This is a genomic window from Rhodococcus sp. MT28, from assembly GCF_058792695.1.
Window position 1 is genome coordinate 57,566 of the sequence record NZ_JBXAFD010000005.1, and the last position, 21,636, is coordinate 79,201.

Consider the following 21,636-nt stretch of genomic DNA (forward strand, 5'->3'; position numbering starts at 1 on the left):
GGCCGGAAGTAGTTCTTCACGTGCGGGTACCCTGAGAAATCGTGCTTGTTCTCGCAATTGACACCTCCACTCCGGCAGTCACTGCCGGAGTCGTCTCCCTGTCGGCTTCGTCACCGGACCCAGTGTCACCGGACGCAGAGTCACCGGACACAGTGGAGACGCTTGCCGTGCGTGTCACGGTCAATCCTCGTGCGCACGCCGAGGTCTTGACCCCTCACGTCCTCGAATGCCTCGCCGAGGCAGGGCTCACACCGGCCGACTTGAACGCCGTCGTCGTGGGTGTCGGGCCAGGGCCGTACACCGGACTGCGTGTCGGCATGGCGACGGGCGCTGCCTTCGGCGACGCACTCGGTGTTCCCGTGTACGGCGTGTGCAGCCTCGATGCGATCGCGGCTGCGGTACCGACCACACCGAGCCTGCTCGTCGTGACTGACGCGAGGCGTCGCGAGATCTACTGGGCGCGCTATGACGGCGGAGTGCGCGTCGAAGGACCGGCTGTGAATTCCGCCGGCGACGTCGATCCTTCGCCTTCGACGCTGATTGCCGGATCCGCTTCGCACGTGGACTTCTTCGATCTACCCGTCGACCCGGCGGAGACACCTTCACCGGCCGGGTTGGTGACAGTCGCTGCTCGCGAGATCCTGGCCGGTTCGGTTCCGGCCCCGCTGGAGCCGCTGTACCTCCGACGCCCGGACGCGAAGACCCTTGCAGAACGTGGCAAGTGAGGCAGAGCAGATGAAGTACAGCATCGAGCCGATGAACGTCGATGACACCGAACGGTGCGCGGAGTTGGAGCGCGCGTTGTTCGCGGGCGACGGACCCTGGAGCGCACAAGCGTTCGTCTCGGAACTTGCAGGCGCACATAATCATTACTTCGTTGCCCGGGAGCCTGACGGTCACGTCCTCGGCTACGCCGGAGTCGCATTGTTGGGGGCGTCGCCGAACATGGAGGCCGAGGTTCACACCATCGGTACAGATCCCTCGGCTCAGCGACTCGGAATCGGCGGCGCGTTGCTCGATGCGCTTCTGACTCTGGCGGATTCACGGCAGTGCCCGGTGTTCCTGGAAGTGCGCACCGACAACCAACCTGCCATCGCGCTGTACCGGCGCGAAGGATTCGAGATCGTCGGAACACGAAAGAAGTACTACCAGCCCAGTGGGGCAGATGCGTACACGATGAGACGGCCTGCCGTGCTCGGTGTCCGCGAAATTGAGGAGCAGCAAGCATGATCGTCATGGGTGTCGAAAGTTCTTGCGACGAAACAGGTGTCGGTATCGTCCGCTGGAACGGTGACGGAACCTGCGAATTGTTGGCCGACGAGGTGGCATCGAGCGTGGATCAGCACGCCAGGTACGGGGGAGTGGTTCCCGAAGTGGCCTCGCGGGCTCACCTCGAGGCGATCGTGCCGACGATGCGCCGTGCCCTTGCTGCCGCCGGTATCGAGAAGCCCGACGCGCTGGCCGTCACCATCGGACCCGGCCTGGCCGGCGCGCTGCTGGTCGGTGTAGCCGCAGCGAAAGCCTATGCGGCAGCATGGAACATCCCGTTCTATGCGGTCAATCATCTCGGCGGTCACGTCTCGGTGGACACTCTCGAGCACGGTCCGTTGCCCTCGTGCGTCGCATTGTTGGTCTCCGGCGGTCACACACACCTGCTTCACGTCGAAGATCTGGGCAAGCCCATTGTCGAACTGGGCACGACTGTCGACGACGCCGCCGGTGAGGCCTTCGACAAGGTGGCCAGACTGCTCGGACTCGGCTTTCCCGGTGGACCGGCACTCGATGCTGCTGCGCAAGAGGGAGATCCGAACGCAATCGCCTTCCCTCGCGGCATGACGGGGCCGCGCGACTCGCGGCACGACTTCTCGTTCTCGGGACTCAAGACGTCCGTCGCGCGCTATGTCGAATCGAAAGAGCGCGCAGGCGAGACCTTTTCGATCCCGGACATCGCTGCCTCGTTCCAGGAAGCGGTTGCAGACGTCCTGACGATGAAGGCAGTGCGTGCAGCCAAGGACGTCGGGGTCGACACGTTGGTTCTCGGCGGCGGCGCCACGGCCAATTCGCGTATCCGCTCACTCGCCGAGCAGCGCTGCGCCGAAGCGGGCATCACGTTGCGCATTCCGAAACCTCGACTGTGCACGGACAACGGCGTGATGATCGCATCGTTGGCCGCTCACCTGATCGGAAACGGCGCAGGCCCTTCGGAATTGAGTGTTGCGACGGACCCGGGGCTGTCGGTCTCCGTCAGCCAGCTGATGCACTGAAAATCGGCCGACTGAGAATCAGCCGACCGGGGCCGGTTCCCGATCCGGTGTGGTCGCGGGACCGTTTTCGGGCATCGAGGTATTCGGTTCACCGGGCTTCGTCGTCGGATCACCACCACCAGGGGTAGTGATTTCGGTTTCGGTGGAACCGGATCCAGGAGTCTCCGGCGTCGTCGGGTTCTCGCCGCCGCTCTCACCCGGGCCGAGACCGCCGCCGGGGTTTGCCTCGGTCGGATCGACCGGGGGCGTCGCCTCGGTGTCCGGCAGCGTCGGCCACCACGCCGGTGGATCGGGCAGCGTGATTCCGGGAATGGTCGGCCAATTCGGAGTGGTCGTTGTCGTGGTCGGCGGCGTGGTTGTCGTCGAGGTGTCCGGGATCGGCGCAGGCGGAAGTGTGTACTGATGCGTTGTGTACGAGTGCGTGTCGTAAGGCTGCGAGTCGAACGGGGTGGTGGGATACCCGTACCGAGGATACGTGCTGCCGGCTACCGAAGGCAGAGGATCATGAGACGGAATGATCGTCGATCCGGTGCTCGGTGTCGCTTCGGGGCTCACCGTCGTCGTGGTCGACCCTGTTCCGACGGGCGAGACCGCGGTGTCGTCGGTCGGCACCAATTCCTTTGCGCCGTAACCGAGTACCAGTCCGCCGACCACGAGCGCACCGATCAACGCTCCCGATACCTTGGCGGTGGATCCGGAGCGCTGGTCACTTCCGGAGCCCAGCAGCGGGAAACGAATTGCGGTGATCGAATCTGCCAGGAGTGCAGCACCTTTGGTTGCCGCAGTCTCGGGCTCGACGATCTCGACCATGGGGACGTCGACGGCAGCGGCGACGGCGGACCGCACGGCCGGAATGTGTGCGCCACCGCCGATGAGTACAACGGCACCGACGGGCCGCGGTGAGCCCTTCACGACTTCACGGATGAAGGTGACGGCGCGCTCTATATCCGGGGCGATGATGGCCTCGAACTCGTCGCGCGTGATCGCCATCGCGTCGATCGGAAGGTCGATGGTCACCTTGGTGGACGTGGACAGTTGCTCTTTGGCGACATGGCACCGGGCGGCAAGAAGTTCCGCGTCGGTGTACCGGCGCAAGTGCCCTGGCGCCTTCTCCGTCACGAAGTCGACCAATGCCCGGTCGATTCCGGCCCCTGCGAGGGCGTCGATACGGTCGGAGTGCAGAACTTCACCGGTGTGGTCGACGACGGACACCGTCAGACCTTGATCGCCGACGTCCACCTGAGCTGTCGTGTCGTACCGCTCGGTTTTCCCTGTCTCGGCGAGATACGCGTGTACGGCGGCAGGTTCGGGGATTGCACGGACCTGCTTCGGCGAGCGCGAAAGAGATGACCTGATGCTCGCGAGTTGATCGTCCGTGCGATAGCTGACACCGATCGAGCGCGGCGCTTCAGATCCGTCCGTTACCTGCGTCGTCATCAGCTTGATGGATGCTCTGACAAGGTCACCGACGTTGGAATTGGCCTGATCCGCCGAGACGAAGCGAGTCTCGGCAGGCACGGCGCCTGGCGCGTTTGTGCTGGTATCGGTGTCGACGAGTGCTGAATAGACACCGGAAGATCCAGTGGAAATTCCCAGTGAACAACTCATCGCACACCTCCTCACAGTCAATACCGGTCAATGTTCAATCGACCGCCGTTATATGAACGTTACAGAAGGTTCGTGAGGATTGCTCCGTGCTTTTCGTCTCCGTGACGTCCTTTTCGGACCGAAAGGGTGGTTTTACCTGCGAAATTGTCGATCATTGATTCATGCGGAAAAAAGGCGATTCTCCCCACATCGACCGGGAACGACGACGCGCGCTGATCCGTGGTGCAGTGCTTCGGCCCACACTGACGGTGATCGCCTTCGGATGCGCGTATTTCTTTCTGCCGTGGATCGATGTACATACCGCCAGTGCAATCTTCCTCTTGATCGGTGGAGGCGCCGCGGTACTTGCCGTGACCACCTGGCAGGTGTGGCGAATTCTGCGTTCCGATGTGCCATCTCTGCAGGCGGTCGAAGCTGTGGCGGTGGTGATGCCGACGTACTTGTTGTTGGTGTCCATCACCTATTTTTCGGTCGAGCATGCAAGCCCTGGCAGTTTCACCGAACCGCTGTCGCGTATGGCGGCGCTGTACTTTTCGTTGTCCGTCTTCTCGACAGTCGGATTCGGTGACATCGCCGCGCAGACGGACCTTGCCCGGGGGCTCGTGAGCCTTCAGATCGTCTGCAATCTGGTGTTGATCGGATTCGGTGTTCGATTCGTCGTTGCCGCAGTGTCGTGGGCGAAATCGCACCGCTCGCCTTCGAGCGGACCTGAAATCACCTAGGACACTGCGGCAATCGGAGTCATGGTCCGGTGTGAACCAACAATTCGACGTTCTGGTCGACGCCGGTACCCGTCAGCTTCGGGTCGCGGTGGATGTCGTTGAACGACAGTTCGCGGTACAGCGAGGCGAGCCCGGCTGCCGACTTGTCGCTGTAGTCGACGGAATTGGGACTCTCCGCCTCGAAGAGCGTCGCAAGCAACGACACCGTTCCGTCATGGTTGTCCGCGATCTCGATGATGCGTCCGAGTTGCGGGTAGTCGATGTGAGAGGCGGTGTTGATCTCCCAGAAGCCCTGCTCGGGGGTCGCGCCGGGCCACGGGGTGATCTTGTTCTCGTGGGTGTGTCCGTTGACCCAGGCAAGTACGTTCGGGAAACGATGCAGCAAGTCGAGAAGCTGTGAACCGCGCAGGCGTGGCTCGAGGACGTTCTCGGGGTCGGGAATGAGATTGTCCATCGTGTCGCTCGTGTGGTGACTGAACAGCACGAAATACGTGTCACCTCGCGACTCGGTGACGCGAGAGCCCGCGGCGTCGTAGTAGGTGCTGCTGCCGGCGCGCAGGGTGTTCTCGATCCACTGGAACTGAGCGGCGCCCAGCGAACCGTCGACGAGGCCCGCGCGGTTGGTGGAGTCCATGCTGATGCCGACGACGCCCGGTGCGATCTCGAACGAGTAGTAACCGATACCGGTTTCGCCGGCGTCGGGGGCGAAACCGTGTCCGACGGGGCCGGGACCGGTGTGCGCGGGATCAAGATGTGCGGCGATGAACTGTCGCGGTGTGAACGGCGCGCGCGACGGGTCGGGGGTGACCTGGCGCGGCGGCGTCGTGAAGGCGGACAGGATTCCGGGTATCGCACTGGGATCGAACTTGGTGGCGACGTCGATCTGCTTGGCCTGCTCCGGTGAACCAGGCACCTCGAATTTGAGAGATCCCGTGTACATCGCTTCGAGCGGCGGGATGCCGCTGGGCACCGTGCCGGACACCGAATCGTCGTGGTTGCCGAACACGCAGTACCAAGGGGTGTTCAGGCCGGGGCTCGACACGGGCGTGAAAGCGGCACCGAAGAAGTCGGGGATCTCCGGGAATCCGGCCTTCTTGTACATGTCGAGCATCGGTGACTCGGGGTTCCAGTAGAGATCGGCACCCGAGTTCTGTACACCCTCGTAGCGGTCCTTGGCACCGGTGTTGGCGACGACGGTTCCGCCGTTGAGTGAGGTGAGGAACCAGTCGAGTTCGGCGAATTCCTTGTTGTCCGTGTTGTCGCCGGTGGTGACGACGGCATCGAAGGGTCGCGACGTGTGCGGGCCACTGCCGATCGAATTGACCCGGCGGACAAGTGAAATCAGCCCGTGCGCCGTCAGGGTCTCCTGGGGGCGGAACGCCGAGCCGGTGATCTGGTGGACGTACTCGAATCGCATGGGGGACTGGGCGTCGACGATGTGGACGTCGGTCAGCTGCACGAGTGAGGCGAGTGCGGTGCGTCGGTCCTCGCGTCCCGACTTCGGCTCGGCCAACTCGCTGCGCACGATGTTCGCCCAACCGGGTCCGGCGGTGAGCTTGGTGTAGCCGCTACTGCTGACGGGGGTGGACACGGACTCGAGAGTGGTGCCAGGACCTGACGTCGGAATGGTCGACGCGCCTGCATATTGCAGGCCCCACGGCTTGCCAAGGCTGACCGCGCCGACGGCGCCGAGTCCGGCGAAGGTCAGAAAACTACGGCGATTGATGTTCGTCACGAAGTGAACAATAGGTGAACGTGGTGGACGGCTGTCCTGTTTCGCTCTGGACGAAGAGAAAAATGCGCCCAGTCCTTGAGGGTTGGCACTCTCACGTATAGAGTGCCAATTGGCGCTGATCGAGTTCCGGCACCCGCGACGACGGGACTGCAGTGACGCGCCGTAAACGGCATACCCAAACAGCTGTCCGAGGATCGCCTCGGACGCACATACCCCAAAGTGGAGGGCTCATCGTGGCGAGCGTCAACATCAAGCCGCTCGAGGACAAGATCCTCGTCCAGGCCAACGAGGCTGAAACGACGACGGCTTCCGGCCTGGTCATTCCTGACACAGCCAAGGAAAAGCCCCAGGAGGGCACCGTCGTTGCAGTCGGCGAAGGCCGCGTCAACGAGCAGGGCAACCGCATCCCGGTCGACGTCAAGGAGGGTGACACGGTCATCTACTCCAAGTACGGCGGAACCGAGATCAAGTACGCCGGCCAGGAATACCTGATCCTGTCGGCACGCGACGTGCTGGCTGTCGTCTCCAAGTAAGACACACGTGATCCGCCCCGGAGTCCACCCAGGATCCCGGGGCGGAATGCGTTCACGCCCCGAAGATTCAGGAGCTGACAGAACAGATGTCCAAGCAAATTGCGTTCAACGAGACCGCACGCCGCGCTCTCGAAGCCGGAGTCGACAAGCTTGCCGACGCCGTCAAGGTGACCTTGGGCCCGCGTGGACGCCACGTCGTGCTCGCCAAGGCATTCGGCGGCCCCACCGTCACCAACGACGGTGTGAGCATCGCCCGTGAGATCGAGCTCGAAGATCCCTTCGAGAACCTCGGCGCACAGCTCGTCAAGAGCGTCGCCACCAAGACCAACGATGTTGCCGGCGACGGCACCACCACCGCGACCGTTCTGGCCCAGGCCATCGTCCGCGGCGGACTCAAGAACATCGCAGCGGGCGCGAACCCGATGGCTCTCGGCGTCGGCATCAACGCCGCAGCAGACAAGGTCGTCGAGGAACTGCTCGCCGCAGCCACCCCCGTCGAGGGCGAGAAGTCGATCGCTCAGGTCGCCACCGTCTCCTCACGTGACGAAGAGATCGGCAAGCTCGTCGGCGAGGCACTCACCCGTGTCGGAACCGACGGCGTCGTGACGGTCGAGGAATCCTCCACCGTTGCAACCGAACTCGTTGTCACCGAAGGTGTTCAGTTCGACAAGGGCTACCTCTCGCCCTACTTCGTCACCGACATCGATGCGCAGAAGGCCGTCTACGAAGACGCGCTGATCCTGCTCTTCCGCGAGAAGATCAGCTCACTTCCCGACTTCCTTCCGCTGCTCGAGAAGGTTGCCGAATCCGGCAAGCCGCTCTTGATCATCGCCGAGGACGTCGAGGGTGAAGTTCTCTCCACCCTCGTGGTCAACTCCATCCGCAAGACCATCAAGGCCGTCGCCGTCAAGGCACCGTTCTTCGGTGATCGTCGCAAGGCATTCCTCGACGACCTCGCAGTCGTCACGGCAGGCACCGTCATCAACACCGACGTCGGCCTCTCGCTCAAGGAAGCCGGCCTCGAGCTGCTCGGCAGCGCTCGCCGCGTTGTCGTCACCAAGGACGAGACGGTCATCGTCGACGGTGCAGGCACCGCTGACGACATCGCGACCCGCGTTGCGCAGCTGCGTCGCGAGATCGAGAACACCGATTCGGATTGGGACCGCGAGAAGCTCGAAGAGCGTCTGGCGAAGCTGTCCGGCGGCGTGGCCGTCATCAAGGTCGGCGCAGCCACCGAAACCGATCTGAAGGAACGCAAGTTCCGCGTCGAGGATGCGGTCAACGCAGCCAAGGCAGCAGTTTCCGAGGGCATCGTCCCCGGTGGCGGATCGGCTCTCGTTCAAGCCGGTACGGCTCTGATCGGGAACCTCGGCTTGACGGGTGACGAGGCCACCGGCGTTGCCGTGGTCCGCGAAGCCCTCAACGCCCCGTTGTTCTGGATCTCCAGCAACGCAGGCATCGACGGTTCCGTCGTTGTCAGCAAGGTCGCCGAGATGACCAAGGGCGAAGGCTTCAACGCTGCCACCCTCACCTACGGCAACCTGCTTGCCGACGGCGTCGTCGACCCGGTCAAGGTCACTCGCTCGGCAGTGGTCAACGCCGCTTCCGTCGCGCGCATGATCCTCACGACCGAGAGCGCCGTCGTCGAGAAGCCGACCGAGGAAGTTGCCGACACCGGACACGGTCACAGCCACTGACTCGCTGCTCGTAGTTTCAACAAAGAAGAGATCCCCCACCGGATTCCGGTGGGGGATCTTTTTTCGTCTGGCGATCAGATGAGCGGGATCGTTGCGAACGGCTCGCTCGTCGGCTGCTGCGATCCGCCGGGCGGTTCGACAGTGAACGCCAACTTCGTATTCGGACCGATGCCGTCGAGCACCACCTGAGTAGTGGGTTTGACGTCGCCCGGAGCCATCGTCCCCATCGGGATCATCGTGGTGTCGTCGGTGTCGCCCGGCACCAGCCACATCTGGTAGACGGTATCCGGACTCGGGGGAGTCACATCGTTCATCACGAGGACTGCGGCGTCTTCGGAGGGCGAGAACAGCGTCGTGGCACTACCGCCGCCCGGGATGTCACGCGTCGTGGCATGAACGTCGGGTGCTGCCATGATTTCGGACGCGGCGTTCTGCGGCGGCGTGTTGTCGGACAGCGTGCGTCCGATTCCGATGCCGCCGACCAGGATTGCGACTGCGGCGGCCGCCGCAAGAGCCATGGTCCACGGGCGTCGACGGTTACGACGCTCGGCCAGCGAAACCGGGGCGTTGGGAGCCGCGGTCTGTTCTGCGATCGAGGCGAGGACGCTTCTGCGCAGCGACGGCGGGGGCTCGACGGCGTCGACGACGGTCATCGCGGCCATGGTTTCGGCGGTGAGCCGGACCTGGGCGTCGAATTCGGCGCGGGTCGCGGAGTCCGAAGCGGCAAGTCGTTTGTCGACCTCACGGCGCTCGTCGAGGTCCAACGCATCGATCGCGTAGGCGTACGCGTAGTCGATCAGCTCTTCGTCCATCTCACATCACCCCCAAACATCCACGTAGGCGCAGTAGTCCGTCGCGAATTCGCGACTTGATCGTGGGAATCGCCACGCCGAGATCTTCGGCCACCTCGCGGTACGTTCGGCCGCCGTAATAGGCGAGAGTCACCGATTGGCGCTGAGTGTCCGTCAGCGTTTCGAGACAGTCGGTGACAGCACGATGCTCGTCTCTTCGTGTCACTTCGTCGCTGACGACGTCGAATTCGGGAGTGGCATTGGTGGTGTCGTAGAGAGCCTGTCGATCCGAACTCGACTGTTCGGAGCGCACGCGATCCACTGCGCGCCGGTGGGCAAGTGTCAGGAGCCAGGAGAGCGCGGACCCCTTGGCGGGGTCGAAGCTGTCGGCTGATTTCCAGGCCTGGAGGTAGACCTCTTGGACCGCTTCCTCGGAGAAACCTGGATCACGGAGTACACGAAGAACCATGCCGTACACACGGGAGCTGGTTCGGTCGTAGAACTCGGCGAAGGCGCTCTGGTCGCCACCGGCGACGTTCGCGAGGATCACTGCCAGCTCGCGTGATTCCGCGATTCGCGCGGTGCGGGCCGCAGAATTGTCCGTCGGGCATGCGTCGGCCGCATCCGACGCATGGTCTGGCTCGCTCACGAAGAGTTGTCTCGCTTCATCGCGTACAACCGTAGCGTGCATGTCCGGTTCTTTTCTCTTGGCCCGCCGTTGGCCGCTGTGCGCCTTTATTAACCGCGGGGGGTTGATAAAGGCGCACAGCAGGTGGGGACTACTGCGGCATCAGCACCGAATCGATGAGGTAGACGGTGGCGTTTGCGGTCTTGACTCCACCGCAGACGACAGTTGCGTCGTTGACCTTGATGTTGTCACCGGATCCGGTGACGGTGACCGTTCCGCCCTCGGCGGTGGGGTGCGTTCCGTCGATCGCGTCAGGGGCGATCTGGCCGGGAACCACGTGGTAGGTGAGGATCTTGGTCAGCGTGGCGCTGTCCGTCTTGAGGCTGTCGATCGTGGCGGGGTCGATCTTGGCGAATGCCGAGTCGATCGGTGCGAAGACGGTGAACTCGCCACCGTTGAGAGTGTCGACCAGGTTGACGTCCGGGTTGAGCTGGCCGGAGACCGCCGCGGTCAAGGTGGTGAGCAACGGATTGTTGGACGCCGCTGTGGCAACCGGATCCTGGGCCATTCCGCTGACCGATCCGGCGCCGCTCGGCACTGCGGCTGCATAGTCGGCACAACCGGCACCGACCAGATCGGAAGCAGGCTCCGCCATCGCGCTGCTGGGAGACATGCTCGATCCCATGGCAGAAGACGTCATGGCGGCGCTGGACGTGTCGGTCGACGAATCGTTGTCGTCCGAGGAGCAACCGACCACGCCGAAGACGGCGAAAGAGGCTGCTGCGGTGACTGCCAGAACTCGAGTAGAGGTGTTCATGGGTCTGCCTTCCTGAAGGGATGTGCTGAGGTGCACTGTCAGAAGGCATTCGGAGGCGGGCGTCGGTCGGATGGGTCGTGTCGGGAATTCTTTTCGACGGTGTCCCGTCCACACGCATTTTCGACGGTGTCCCGTCCACACGCAAAAGCCCCCGAAAACTCTCGGGGGCTTAGTGCGCTCTACCTACGTGTATCAGGAAGCTATGCGGGTGGTGCGACGGTGGCGCGCGTGTAGTTCACGTTCGGTTTCCGACATTCCTCCCCAGATGCCGTACGGCTCGGCGACGGTCAGCGCGTGGCTGCGGCACTGCATCAGGACCGGGCACTGACGGCACATCTCTTTTGCGCGGGTTTCGCGCTGGGCACGTGCTCTACCGCGTTCGCCATCGGGATGGAAGAACATGGAGGAGTCGACTCCGCGGCACAGACCGTGCATCTGCCAGTCCCAGATGTCTGCGTTGGGGCCTGGAAGGTGATTCGGTGCAGGCATGTTGACTCCTTACTGCAAGCTCGCGTTGATCAACGAGCGGACCAAGTTGCCCGGAGGTTATCCGGGCCTTCTGAATCGTTCACGCTTGCTAACCGTAAGGGTGCTGAGTAAATCGCGTCAATAGGCTCGTTCAGTGGCGATCGGCATATATCGAAATGCGAGAGTTAACGAAGTATATATTTACATTTCGGGCCCCTCGTGCGTTGTTCTGCGTCGATGTCGAAATTGGGTCGATCGAGGTGGCGGCCGGCAAGCCTGGCTGCTCGAGATGCGAAACCCACAGATCAGAGATATGTTCGAGGCTGATCGCCCGGCGAAATCACTCAGTCATTCGGCTCGGTTTGCGTCATTTGTCCGATATTGCGTGGGCGGGGTTGCACTCCATTTCGGGACTTAGTGCCCAAGTTTCAACTAGGACATCCGTCCAATAAGTAATGCGCAGTTAACGTCACGGATATATGCCCGTTAAATATCATTACGAGTACATTTGGCAAATCTCAGTTGAATATCTGATTAACTCCGACAAACTTGCCTTTTCGTGTTTCGTGCGACTTTTGGCATCGTTGGTGTGACGCCGGTCGTGCGAATGTCTGCTCGTGCTGCTGCGATGATCAACCTGTGTCGACACCTGCGCGCCCTCAATCACCTGTGCCCAACGAAACAACTGCACTTCCAGGGTCCCTCGAGTCTGCCGCGTTCGGTGCGGATCCGGATCTCGTCCGCCTCCCGGCGCCTTGCTCTACCCGAGATTGGTGGACAACGGCAGTAGTGCTGGGTGGTCAGGGCCACTACGCAAGAGCGCGGGCTGCATTGGATGTCCTCGATCGGCTCACGGCCGGGTTCTCGACGCACTCGGATCGAGTTCTTGCCTCTCTGTCTGCCAGCACGAGGGCGTCGTTTCTTCGCCAGAGCGGACGCCATGCACTCGCGTCCACGTGGGACGGGCGCGCACTGGCGATCGTCGGCGGCCTGCCAGGTGATCCAGAGGCTGCCTGTGACGCTCTGACCGGTCTGGCCGCAGACGCCCTCGGCTGTGGCAGGCTCCCGCTCGGCTGGCGCCTGCTGGCGCAATGTCGGGCGCGTCTGGATGCCGAGGGCGGGCTGTGGCGGCAGGAAATTCGGATCGAATGGGTCTCCGCAGAATTGGCGTTGGCGGGAGGCGACTTCGCTCGTGCCCGCAGACACGCAGAACGCGCCGTCGAATTGTCAGCGGAATCGGAGTCTGTGCGGCACCGCGTGAAGTCGGATCTGCTGCGTAGCGCCGCGCTGACCGGAACAGACGCGAGCGCAGCCGTGAAGATGGCAGCAGATGTGTTCGCGCGGTGCCGGCAATACGGCCTGCTGCCCCTGGCCTGGGCGTCGTCTCTGTTGATCGAAGGTGTCAGCGGTGAGAGAACCTCACCGAGTGCCCGGGAGATCGGCGATCTGATTGCGATGCGTGGTGGATCACTCCTACCTTTGTCGTAACCACTCCACCGAAGTCTCCGGAGAACATTCCAGAAGGAGCTGTATCGATATCGCGACTGCTGGGCAGGTATGCGGAGACCAGTCGGTCCGGATGGTTACTCTTAGAGGGTTCCGCTGAGAGCGGGAGCACACCCGCTCGGGAGGTGCCACTGTAACGCCAGGATTTTCGCTGACGATGACAAATACGAGCGATGAGTTGGACACCGCGGTCGCCGCTGCTGCGCAGGGCGACCGTACAGCTCTAGCTTTGGTTCTGGAGAACATCCGACCGATGGTGGTGCGCTACTGCCGCGGTCGAGTGGGTGCGGCCGAGAGAGGACACCTGTCCGCTGACGACGTCGCACAGGAAGTCTGTCTGGCCGTGATGACCGCGCTGCCGCGTTATCAGGACCAGGGACGCCCGTTCATGGCCTTTGTGTACGGAATTGCCGCGCACAAGGTTGCGGACGCACATCGAAGCTCCGCCCGTAACAAGTCGGAGCCCGTTTCCGAAGTACCGGATGTAATAGCACTGGATGATGGTCCCGAACAGCGAGCTCTCGATTCGGAGTCCAGCAGACAGATGCACGAACTTCTCGGCACACTTCCGGAGAAGCATCGAGAAATCTTGATACTTCGCCTGGTGGTCGGGATGTCGGCCGAGGAAACGGCCGTCGCCGTCGGTAGTACCGCCGGAGCTGTACGAGTCGCTCAGCACAGAGCGATCGCGAAACTGAAAAAAGAAGTGACGAAAGCAGGTGAGAGCTTTGGCTAGAGACGAGGGGCATGACGCTTCGAATCTCGGTGATCTCGCCGACGACGGTACGCCAGTGGATTTGGCTGCGGTTCGGCGTGACGATGCGCTGATCGAATCCATTTCGAATGGTGGGCCGGTAGCAACCGATAGCACCGAACAGTACGAACTTGCGTTGATCCTCTCGCAATGGCGTGACGATGTCGTTGCGACTCCGATGCCCGAGGGTCCGTTATTGGACGATGTCATCGCTGCAATCACAGCGACGCCGTCCGGCTTCTCCGATCGTCAGCGTTCACGTTCCCGTTCTCGATTGCGTGTGGTTCGTCCGATCGCCGCCGCTGCAGCAGTTGCAGCAGTGGTCTTCGGTGGCGCCACGGCGATGGCGTACGACGCCCAGCCCGGCGATGCCCTGTGGGGCGTCAAGCAGGTCGTCTTCGCCGACGAGGCCAACTCGACAGTTGCGAAGATCGACACGACTTCCGAGCTGGAAAAGGCCGAGCGGCTGTTGGCTGCCGGAGACATTCCTGCGGCAAAGATGGTGCTGGACAACGCAGCTCACCGTGCCGATGCAGTCAAGGACTCGCAGGACAAGACCGACCTCGTCGAGCGTTGGGGCAAGTTGATGACGCAGGTCCAGGAGACCACGTCACCCGTAGCGCCGCCGCCGACGAGTGGTCAGCCGGCCGGCCCGACCACTTCGATCACGGCAATTCCGGGCTCCTCGGTCAAACCGCTCAATCCTCAGGGACCTGGCGAACCGACAAGTTCGACCAAACCAGATCCGGGAGTGCAGCTGCAGTTGCCGCCGACGTCGGTTTCCTCGACGCCTCCGACCTCGTTGCCGACGACAACCACGACGACAACGACCACCACCACGACGACGACGTCTCTGGCGCCTGCCTCGTCGCCGTCCGGTGATTTCTCGTCTCCGCCGCCCTGAGACCCGCTCTGATCGGCATCGTTCCGATCTGAATTCATACGAAAGTGGCCGACAAGCAATTGCTTGTCGGCCACTTTCGTATGAGCTTGGGTGAGGTTTCGCTCAGCTGTCGAAACCGTCGCCGTGCATCGCCTCGTTCATCGACGCGTCGGCGTATCCACGGCAGTAGTCCCACGTGACATATGCCTCAGGCATCGGGTCGTAGGCAGGCTCGTGAGGGCGGACGGTTCCGTCCACGAGCAGCTGCAGCAGGTTTGCGCGCAGCATGTCCCAGTCGTGGTAGTGATCCTGTTGGCAGTCCTCGCAGCAGACTACGAGACCGCGGATACCGCGGTGAGCGAGGAGTGCCTCGTAAACAGCGAGGTCAGCGAGATCCTCCTCGACCGCTTGGCGTTCGTGGGGGTCGAGTGGTTGGCCCGGCTCGATGGCATCGAGAGCCGCGGAGGGGTCAGCTGGGTCGCCGGCGAAGGGATCTGGCGGCAGACCGGGGGGCAGTTGATCACGCACAGCACCACGGTACGCAGGTCAGGGGGGTCAGCGCCACTTGTTACGCGTACACGCAGCGTGGGTGGGATGGTTCGGACCTTTGAGTGAGCCGATACCATGGTGTGCAACGCCGGGAAAAGGTGCCAGGAATTTCTTTCCGTGCAGGCGCCTTCTATCCGATATCCAGCTTTCGTAATCCGTTTCGAGGCGGCTGCTACAGCGGTCGCCCTGGGCGAATCTAGGTCCATGGAGGGTCCTGACCGCATGAGTAGTTCTGCAGGACATGTACACACCGGAGGAGACGACCCCAACAAGGTCGCGATGCTGGGACTGACATACGACGACGTGCTGCTGTTGCCGGCTGCGTCCGACGTCATCCCGAGCCAGGTCGACACGTCCAGTCAACTGACCCGCGACATCCGTCTGCGGATTCCGTTGGTCAGTTCTGCGATGGACACCGTCACCGAGTCACGCATGGCAATTGCGATGGCACGCGCCGGCGGCATGGGTGTTCTGCACCGCAACTCGTCGGTTGAGGTCCAGGCAGGACAGGTCGAGACGGTCAAGCGTTCCGAGGCCGGCATGGTGACCGATCCCGTCACGTGTAAGCCGACCGACACGATGGGTGAGGTCGATGCGAAGTGCGCTCGTTTCCGCATCTCGGGTCTGCCTGTCACCGACGACGCCGGCCAGCTGGTTGGCATCGTCACCAACCGGGACATGCGTTTCGAGGTCGACCAGAATCGCCCGGTCGCGGAGATCATGACCAAGATGCCCCTGATCACCGCTCAGGAAGGCGTCACCGCTGACGTGGCACTGGGCCTTCTTCGTCGGCACAAGATCGAGAAGCTGCCGATCGTCGACGGCAACGGCAAGCTCACCGGTCTGATCACGGTCAAGGACTTCGTCAAGACCGAGCAGCATCCCGACGCCACCAAGGACCGTGACGGTCGACTGCTCGTCGGCGCTGCAGTCGGTGCCGGCGATGACGCCTTCCAGCGCGCGATGGCGCTCACCGATGCCGGTGTGGACGTACTCGTGGTGGACAGTGCGCACGGGCATTCGTCCAACGTTCTCGACATGATCGCCAAGCTCAAGCGTGAACTGGGCGAGCGGGTTCAGATCATCGGTGGCAACGTCGCTACGCGCGCGGGTGCTCTGGCACTGGTCGAAGCCGGCGTCGATGCCGTCAAGGTCGGAGTCGGCCCTGGTTCCATCTGCACCACCCGCGTCATCGCCGGTGTCGGTGCCCCTCAGGTCACGGCCATCCTGGAAGCGGTTGCCGCGTGCAAGCCTCTCGGTGTGCCCGTCATCGCTGACGGTGGACTCCAGTTCTCCGGTGACATCGCGAAGGCTCTTGCCGCAGGTGCGTCGACGGCCATGCTGGGTTCACTCCTGGCCGGTACCGCTGAATCGCCCGGCGAACTGATTCTGGTCGGCGGCAAGCAGTTCAAGAGCTACCGCGGAATGGGTTCGCTCGGCGCGATGCAGTCGCGTGGCGAGGCCAAGTCGTACTCCAAGGATCGGTACTTCCAGGACGACGTGCTGTCCGAGGACAAGTTGGTTCCGGAAGGCATCGAAGGACGTGTCCCGTTCCGTGGCCCGCTCTCGCAGGTGACGCACCAGCTCACCGGTGGTCTGCGCGCTGCCATGGGATACACGGGGTCGGCGACGATCGAGCACCTGCAGAACGCTCAGTTCGTCCAGATCACGGCGGCCGGTTTGAAGGAAAGCCATCCGCACGACATCACGATGACTGTCGAAGCACCCAACTACACCGCTCGTTAGCAACCAGTACACGAGAAAGGGGCGCGCGTGCGCGACCTCGTTGAGATCGGCATGGGTCGAACGGCCCGACGTACCTACGAGTTGGACGATGTGAACATCGTTCCCTCCCGGCGAACTCGTTCGTCGAAGGAGGTGTCGACTGCTTGGCAGCTCGACGCTTACAGGTTCGACATTCCTGTCCTCGCACATCCCACCGACGCGTTGGTCTCGCCGACTTTCGCGATCGAGTTGGGTAAGCGCGGCGGCCTCGGTGTCATCAACGGTGAAGGCCTGTGGGGCCGTCACCCCGATGTCGAGGAGAAGCTCCGGCGTCTCGTCGAGATCGCCGAGAAGGACGGTGGCGTCGACGCGGCCATCCGCTACCTGCAGGAGCTGCATGCGGCTCCGCTGCAGGCCGGTCTTCTGGCAGCTGCGGTGGCGCAGGTCCGTGATTCGGGGGTCACCACTGCCGTTCGCGTCAGTCCGCAGAATGCGCGCGCACTGACGCCGGAGCTGATCAAGGCGGGCATCGACCTCCTGGTCGTCCACGGCACGATCATCTCGGCCGAGCACGTCGTGCACACCGAGCAGGAACCGCTCAACCTCAAGACGTTCATCTCGGAACTCGACGTTCCGGTTGTCGCGGGTGGGGTCAGTGACCACCGCACCGCGCTGCACCTGATGCGTACCGGCGCTGCCGGTGTCATCGTCGGGTACGGGTCTACCGAGGGCGCAACCACCACCGGTGAGGTCCTGGGCATCGGCGTTCCGATGGCCACGGCCATTGCCGATGCTGCAGCAGCCAGGCGCGACTACCTCGACGAGACGGGTGGACGCTACGTCCACGTCATCGCCGACGGTGACATCGCAACTTCGGGTGATTTGGCGAAGGCCATCGCCTGCGGTGCCGACGCTGCCGTTCTGGGCACGCCGCTGGCCGTGTCCGCCGAGGCGCCGGGTGGTGGCTGGTACTGGCCGTCCGCTGCGGCTCATCCTTCGGTTCCGCGTGGAGCACTTCTTCCGGTTTCCTATGGTGAGCGTCCGAGTCTGGACCAGGTTCTGAGCGGCCCTTCGGACGATCCGTACGGTTCGCTGAACTTCGTCGGTGGTCTCCGTCGGTCGATGGCGAAGGCCGGATACTCCGATCTCAAGGAGTTCCAGAAGGTCGGGCTGACAGTCCGCGCGTAGTTTGTACCTTTCTGTGGCCCCGGTTCTTCGTGAACCGGGGCCACAGTTCGTTGTGCAGGACTTTCTTCCGTTCCTGATACTTGCGGTTACGCTTATGGGGCCCCTTGTGGTGGTAGTCACAAGGGATAGGTGCATACTGGCGGGTAACTACGGTTCACGGTGGAGGTGTCCTGATGGGCAAGCAACGGGCAACGGACTACGACGTACTGATCGTCGGATCCGGGTTCGGCGGAAGCGTGAGCGCGCTTCGTCTCGTGGAGAAGGGCTACAAGGTCGGCGTCATCGAAGCCGGCCGACGGTATGCCGACGAAGATTTCGCGAAGACCAGTTGGGATCTCAAGAAGTTCCTCTGGGCTCCGAAGCTGGGGTGCTTCGGCATTCAGCGCGTGCACCTGTTGCGCGACTGCCTCATTCTCGCGGGCGCAGGCGTCGGCGGCGGGTCGTTGAACTACGCCAACACGCTGTACCAGCCGCCGGAGCCGTTCTTCCAGGACAAGCAGTGGGCGCACATCACCGACTGGCGAAGCGAGCTCACCCCGTACTACGAGCAGGCTCAGAAGATGCTCGGCGTCGTGCAGAATCCGCACATGACGCCCGCCGACGAGATCATGAAGTCCGTCGCAGATGACATGGGTGTCGGCGACACGTTCATCCAGACGCCCGTCGGCGTCTACTTCGGTGAACCTGGCAAGAAGGCGAAAGACCCGTACTTCGGCGGCGTCGGACCCGAGCGCACCGGTTGCATCGAGTGTGGCGAGTGCATGACGGGCTGCCGTCACGGAGCGAAGAACACGCTCCTCAAGAACTATCTGGGCCTTGCCGAGACAGCCGGCGCCGAGATCATTCCGATGACCACCGTGTCCGGGCTTCGTGAGGCTCGCGACGGTTCGTGGGACGTGTTCACCGAGCGAACCGGTGCATTCGGACGAAAGAACCGCCGCACCTACACGGCTGCGAACGTCATTCTCGCGGCCGGAACGTGGGGCACTCAGCATCTGCTCTTCGACATGAAGGACACCGGAGCGCTGCCCAAGCTCTCCGACAAGCTCGGCGAGCTGACTCGAACGAACTCCGAATCCATTGTCGGCGCAGGCAAGTACAAGGTCGATCCCGCACTCGACCTGACCCGCGGAGTGGCGATCACCTCGTCGTTCCACCCGAGCAGCGACACCCACATCGAGCCGGTCCGCTACGGCAAGGGATCGAACGCGATGGGCCTGTTGCAGACCTTGATGACGGACGGCGGCGGCAAGACGCCCCGATGGATCAAGTTCCTCGGTGTGGTTGCGAAGAATCCGTACCAGATGTTGCGCATGTTGACGGTCAAGGACTGGAGTGAGCGCACGATCATCGCGTTGGTCATGCAGAACCTCGACAACTCCATCACCACGTACACGAAGAAGGGCCTGTTCGGTCGACGCAAGGTCACCAGCAAGCAGGGCCACGGTCAGCCGAACCCGACGTGGATCCCGGAAGGCAACGAGGCGACGCGTCGAGTTGCCGAGAAGATCGACGGCGTCGCGGGCGGCACGTGGGGCGAGATCTTCAACGTTCCACTGACGGCGCACTTCCTCGGCGGTTGCGCTATCGCGTCGGATTCCGATCACGGCGTCATCGATCCGTACCACCGCGTGTACGGCTACCCGACGCTCAGCGTCGTCGACGGCGCAGCGGTCTCGGCCAATCTCGGAGTTAATCCGTCGCTGACCATTGCCGCTCAGGCCGAGCGCTCGGCCTCGCTGTGGCCGAACAAGGGGGAGACCGACCTGCGTCCCGCCCAGGGCAGCGGCTACGAGCGTTTGGCTCCGATTGCACCCAAGTCGCCTGTGGTGCCGGCGTCGGCTCCGGCCGCGCTGGTCCTGCCGATCGTGAAGATCACCGGCGGCAAGACAGCTACCGCTGTTCCGGCGGAGCCGGCAGCCGGATAGTTCGCCGCGAACGAAGATGGGGCGTGTCGTCGAGGATTCGACGACACGCCCCATCTCTGTTTCAGAGTGTCAGCCTCCTAGTGACCCGAACAGAGTGCCGAGGTCGAGGCTGCCCGTCCCGCCTCCGGGCCCGCCGTCCGTATCGCCGGGGACGGTCAGAGTCTGCGGCGCGGATGCGGAGGCCGTGTAGCCCGAAGCGCCCACGAATTCGGCGGTGACACTGTAGGTCCCGGAGTTGTAGAACGTCGCCGGTACCGTTGCGACACCGTTGACCACGTCGACCGGTCCACCGATGAGGGTGTCACCGACCTTGAACTGGACCTTGCCCGTGGCGCCGGACGGATCGACCGTTGCCTTGAGCGTCACCGGGGTGTTCTTCTGAACAGTTCCGACAGCGTCGAGAACCGTGGTCGTCTCGACGTCAGCCGGAGCCGGCGTCGTCACACTGACCGGGAATGCCGGGGCAGCGGACGGTGCGAATCCTGGTGAGCCCGTGAACTTCGCGACAACCTTGTGCGTTCCGGTCGAGGTGAAGGTGTACGGAGCGACGGCAACTCCGTCGGTTCCGACCGGAGCACTGACCGTTTCGGTGCCGTCGACGATGAAATCGACGGTGCCGCCGGTACCCTGCGGATCGACCTTGGCAGTCAGGTTGACGTCCTGTCCGACCTTCGCGGTCGACGGCGACACCGTGGCGGTAGTGGTCACGGCGTCCGGCGGTGCATCGGTCGTGACGGTCACGATCTTGGCCGACGCCGACGTCGACGCCAGGAACCCGGGGGCTCCGCTGTAGCTCGCGGTGATGGAGTGCGGTCCGTCCTCGGTGAAGGTCGGGGAGATGCTGGCCGACCCTCCGGTTACCGGCACGGCGTCCTCGAGTGGGTTGTCGCCGTCGAAGAACTGGACGGTTCCACCGTTTGCGCCGCCGCTCACGTTGGCTGACAGGGTGACGGGAGTTCCGTTCTTGGCGTTGGCCGGTCCGACGACTGTGGTGGTGGTTGCCTTGTCCGCCTCGATGATCCGCGTCGTGGCGAGGGGGCCTGCGCCGCTGTTGAGCGGACCGTTCTCGGCGTCACGCGGGGTGCATCGCGTGGGTGCCCAGGCGGTGATGACCAGGGTGGCCTTGGGGAGGAACGTGAGGAAGTTGCGATCGTTGTTCCACGCTCCCGCGCTGCCGCCGGTGCGTACCTTCATCGCGACGTCCCCTGAATCGCCGGCCTTGAGAACTGCCTTGACCTGGGGGAGCTGGAACTGCGTGTAGCCGTCGGCATTGTTGGAACCGTCGACGTTCTTGCCGGTCGCCTTGACGACGATGCCGCCCTCGGAGTTGATGCTCGAGCTGGGGCTGTTTCCGATGACCTGGTTGTTTCCGGAGAGGCGCAGAATCGTTCCGTTGGGATCGACGTTGCCGTTCTCGTTGACGCGCAGGATGTTCGGCGCTACACCGCTGAGCCCCGCCGAAGTGCCGGGGACGATGGTGGCTTCCACCAGGGTGGCGTTCGCAGGAACGTCGACGTCGACCTTGATGCGGGAGACGTTCTGGACGGTCGCCCCGGAAGCGGAGCCGGGAAAGGCGATGGGGCCGGGTTGGATGGTGACCTCGAAGGTTTCACCGGCGCCGATGGATTCCGGTGCGTCGACGATGACCGAGCCGGACTGTGACTGCGTGGTCGGACCGGCGACAGCGGACGGGGTTGCCAGGCAACTCGTGCCGAAGGTTGTTGTCACGGGGGCCGCTGATGCGGGGATTCCCGCGAGGATGACGCCACTGGCGAGTGCCGTGGCGGCGATCGGCGCCGCGATGCGACGTCTGGAGTACACGAACATGGATTCTCCTGAG

The 21,636-nt window shown here is 63.2% G+C and carries 20 protein-coding genes; 12 read left to right on the forward strand and 8 right to left on the reverse strand.

The window, feature by feature from the left end:
- Positions 1–41 precede the first annotated feature (41 nt).
- The 3 genes from tsaB to tsaD are packed head-to-tail and all read left to right on the forward strand — an operon-like array spanning position 42 to position 2,264.
- Positions 42–725, forward strand: a complete 684-nt coding sequence (gene tsaB / locus AC1Q6C_RS20050) for a tRNA (adenosine(37)-N6)-threonylcarbamoyltransferase complex dimerization subunit type 1 TsaB (protein WP_065455183.1) — start codon at positions 42–44, stop codon at positions 723–725.
- A 10-nt stretch (positions 726–735) separates the two neighbouring features.
- The gene (rimI, locus tag AC1Q6C_RS20055) at positions 736–1,230 is read left to right on the forward strand and encodes a ribosomal protein S18-alanine N-acetyltransferase (RefSeq protein ID WP_125052561.1); all 495 of its coding nucleotides are present in this window, start codon (positions 736–738) and stop codon (positions 1,228–1,230) included.
- Positions 1,227–2,264, forward strand: a complete 1,038-nt coding sequence (gene tsaD, locus AC1Q6C_RS20060; RefSeq protein ID WP_054827677.1) for a tRNA (adenosine(37)-N6)-threonylcarbamoyltransferase complex transferase subunit TsaD — start codon at positions 1,227–1,229, stop codon at positions 2,262–2,264. The genes rimI and tsaD overlap by 4 nt, the downstream gene beginning before the upstream one ends.
- Positions 2,265–2,282: 18 nt before the next feature.
- On the opposite strand, the gene AC1Q6C_RS20065 is transcribed toward tsaD, so the two are convergent.
- The gene (locus AC1Q6C_RS20065) at positions 2,283–3,872 is read right to left on the reverse strand and encodes an Hsp70 family protein (RefSeq protein WP_042922496.1); all 1,590 of its coding nucleotides are present in this window, start codon (positions 3,870–3,872) and stop codon (positions 2,283–2,285) included.
- 161 nt (positions 3,873–4,033) lie between these two features.
- Here AC1Q6C_RS20065 and AC1Q6C_RS20070 point away from each other — a divergent pair, with 161 nt between their 5' ends.
- Positions 4,034–4,594, forward strand: coding sequence for a potassium channel family protein (locus AC1Q6C_RS20070; protein ID WP_054782245.1), 561 nt, complete (start codon positions 4,034–4,036; stop codon positions 4,592–4,594).
- 19 nt (positions 4,595–4,613) lie between these two features.
- Here AC1Q6C_RS20070 and AC1Q6C_RS20075 read toward each other — a convergent pair whose 3' ends face one another.
- Positions 4,614–6,329, reverse strand: a complete 1,716-nt coding sequence (locus AC1Q6C_RS20075) for a TIGR03767 family metallophosphoesterase (RefSeq protein WP_492666743.1) — start codon at positions 6,327–6,329, stop codon at positions 4,614–4,616.
- 233 nt (positions 6,330–6,562) lie between these two features.
- On the opposite strand from AC1Q6C_RS20075, the gene groES reads away from it, so the two are divergent.
- Positions 6,563–6,862, forward strand: a complete 300-nt coding sequence (groES, locus tag AC1Q6C_RS20080; RefSeq protein WP_003940763.1) for a co-chaperone GroES — start codon at positions 6,563–6,565, stop codon at positions 6,860–6,862.
- Between the two features lie 86 nt (positions 6,863–6,948).
- Entirely contained in the window at positions 6,949–8,559 is a 1,611-nt protein-coding gene (gene groL / locus AC1Q6C_RS20085; protein ID WP_003940715.1) for a chaperonin GroEL, read from the forward strand.
- 74 nt (positions 8,560–8,633) lie between these two features.
- Here the strand turns inward: groL and AC1Q6C_RS20090 are convergent, their stop codons facing one another.
- From AC1Q6C_RS20090 to AC1Q6C_RS20105, 4 genes are all read right to left on the reverse strand, one after another.
- Positions 8,634–9,371 carry an anti-sigma factor gene (locus AC1Q6C_RS20090; protein ID WP_064443365.1) on the reverse strand — a complete coding sequence of 246 codons (738 nt, stop codon included), beginning with the start codon at positions 9,369–9,371 and terminating at the stop codon, positions 8,634–8,636.
- A 1-nt stretch (position 9,372) separates the two neighbouring features.
- Positions 9,373–10,041: a sigma-70 family RNA polymerase sigma factor gene (locus AC1Q6C_RS20095; protein ID WP_007728615.1), complete on the reverse strand. Its 669-nt coding sequence runs from the start codon at positions 10,039–10,041 to the stop codon at positions 9,373–9,375.
- Positions 10,042–10,129: 88 nt separating this feature from the next.
- Positions 10,130–10,795 carry a fasciclin domain-containing protein gene (locus tag AC1Q6C_RS20100; protein WP_007728616.1) on the reverse strand — a complete coding sequence of 222 codons (666 nt, stop codon included), beginning with the start codon at positions 10,793–10,795 and terminating at the stop codon, positions 10,130–10,132.
- A 192-nt stretch (positions 10,796–10,987) separates the two neighbouring features.
- Positions 10,988–11,284, reverse strand: a complete 297-nt coding sequence (locus tag AC1Q6C_RS20105) for a WhiB family transcriptional regulator (RefSeq protein ID WP_003940939.1) — start codon at positions 11,282–11,284, stop codon at positions 10,988–10,990.
- A 768-nt stretch (positions 11,285–12,052) separates the two neighbouring features.
- Here AC1Q6C_RS20105 and AC1Q6C_RS20110 point away from each other — a divergent pair.
- The 3 genes from AC1Q6C_RS20110 to AC1Q6C_RS20120 all read left to right on the forward strand — a co-directional run bounded on the left by AC1Q6C_RS20110 (position 12,053) and on the right by AC1Q6C_RS20120 (position 14,427).
- Positions 12,053–12,751: a hypothetical protein gene (locus AC1Q6C_RS20110; protein ID WP_003940892.1), complete on the forward strand. Its 699-nt coding sequence runs from the start codon at positions 12,053–12,055 to the stop codon at positions 12,749–12,751.
- A 175-nt stretch (positions 12,752–12,926) separates the two neighbouring features.
- Positions 12,927–13,505: a sigma-70 family RNA polymerase sigma factor gene (locus AC1Q6C_RS20115; protein WP_003940953.1), complete on the forward strand. Its 579-nt coding sequence runs from the start codon at positions 12,927–12,929 to the stop codon at positions 13,503–13,505.
- On the forward strand, positions 13,489–14,427 hold the full coding sequence (locus tag AC1Q6C_RS20120; protein ID WP_231917247.1) for an anti-sigma-D factor RsdA: 939 nt from the start codon (positions 13,489–13,491) through the stop codon (positions 14,425–14,427). The genes AC1Q6C_RS20115 and AC1Q6C_RS20120 overlap by 17 nt, the downstream gene beginning before the upstream one ends.
- Before the next feature lie 102 nt (positions 14,428–14,529).
- On the opposite strand, the gene AC1Q6C_RS20125 is transcribed toward AC1Q6C_RS20120, so the two are convergent.
- Positions 14,530–14,934, reverse strand: coding sequence for a DUF5319 domain-containing protein (locus AC1Q6C_RS20125; RefSeq protein WP_003940777.1), 405 nt, complete (start codon positions 14,932–14,934; stop codon positions 14,530–14,532).
- A 243-nt stretch (positions 14,935–15,177) separates the two neighbouring features.
- On the opposite strand from AC1Q6C_RS20125, the gene guaB reads away from it, so the two are divergent.
- The 3 genes from guaB to AC1Q6C_RS20140 all read left to right on the forward strand — a co-directional run bounded on the left by guaB (position 15,178) and on the right by AC1Q6C_RS20140 (position 19,796).
- Positions 15,178–16,701: an IMP dehydrogenase gene (gene guaB, locus AC1Q6C_RS20130; RefSeq protein ID WP_003940903.1), complete on the forward strand. Its 1,524-nt coding sequence runs from the start codon at positions 15,178–15,180 to the stop codon at positions 16,699–16,701.
- Positions 16,702–16,728: 27 nt separating this feature from the next.
- Positions 16,729–17,868, forward strand: a complete 1,140-nt coding sequence (locus AC1Q6C_RS20135; RefSeq protein WP_003940976.1) for a GuaB3 family IMP dehydrogenase-related protein — start codon at positions 16,729–16,731, stop codon at positions 17,866–17,868.
- 173 nt (positions 17,869–18,041) lie between these two features.
- A complete protein-coding gene (locus AC1Q6C_RS20140; protein ID WP_003940689.1) occupies positions 18,042–19,796 on the forward strand; it encodes a GMC oxidoreductase in 1,755 nt (584 codons plus the stop codon).
- A gap of 69 nt (positions 19,797–19,865) precedes the next feature.
- Here the strand turns inward: AC1Q6C_RS20140 and AC1Q6C_RS20145 are convergent, their stop codons facing one another.
- A complete protein-coding gene (locus tag AC1Q6C_RS20145) occupies positions 19,866–21,623 on the reverse strand; it encodes an Ig-like domain-containing protein (RefSeq protein ID WP_003940813.1) in 1,758 nt (585 codons plus the stop codon).
- Positions 21,624–21,636 lie beyond the last annotated feature (13 nt).